This is a genomic window from Roseateles sp. P5_B10 (genome assembly GCF_056400485.1).
On record NZ_JBFULE010001722.1, the window covers coordinates 1 to 538 of the forward strand.

A 538-nucleotide genomic window follows, 5' to 3' on the forward strand; every position below is an offset into this window, starting at 1 on the left:
GCACTCGCTCGCGTTGTCGTAGCAGGCGACGCCCACGCTGACGGTGACGTGGCATGCGGCCGACGAGGCGTCGTGACGGATGGTCAGCGCTTCGACGGCATTCAGCATGCTGTGGGCCACGTGCTCGGCGCCCAGACGCGATGTCTGCGGCAGCAGCACGACGAATTCCTCCCCGCCGTAGCGCGCAACCAGATCCGCCGGGCGCACGCTGGTGCTCGCCAGGGTCTGCGCGACGGCCCGCAGGCACACATCGCCCGCCGGATGACCATAGTGATCGTTGAATGACTTGAAGTGGTCGACATCGATCATCAGCACGGCCAGCGGGTCACCGGCCCRCCGGGCGCGGCGCCATTCATGCGCCAGCGCGTCGTCGAAACCCCGCCGATTGGTGACACCGGTCAGCACGTCGATCGTCGCGATCCGGCGCAACTCGTCGGCGATGTGCTTGACACGCAGCTGGGTCTTGACCCGCGCCACGACCAACGGTGCGCTCACGGGCTTGGCGATGAAGTCGGCCGCGCCAAGCTCGAACCCAGAC

The 538-nt window shown here is 67.8% G+C and carries 1 protein-coding gene; it reads right to left on the reverse strand.

Translation table 11 applies throughout. From position 1 onward, the window contains the following. Positions 1-477: diguanylate cyclase (locus tag AC1DU6_RS35535; RefSeq protein ID WP_477863309.1), on the reverse strand; the 477-nt coding region annotated here is incomplete at its 3' end. Positions 478-538 lie beyond the last annotated feature (61 nt).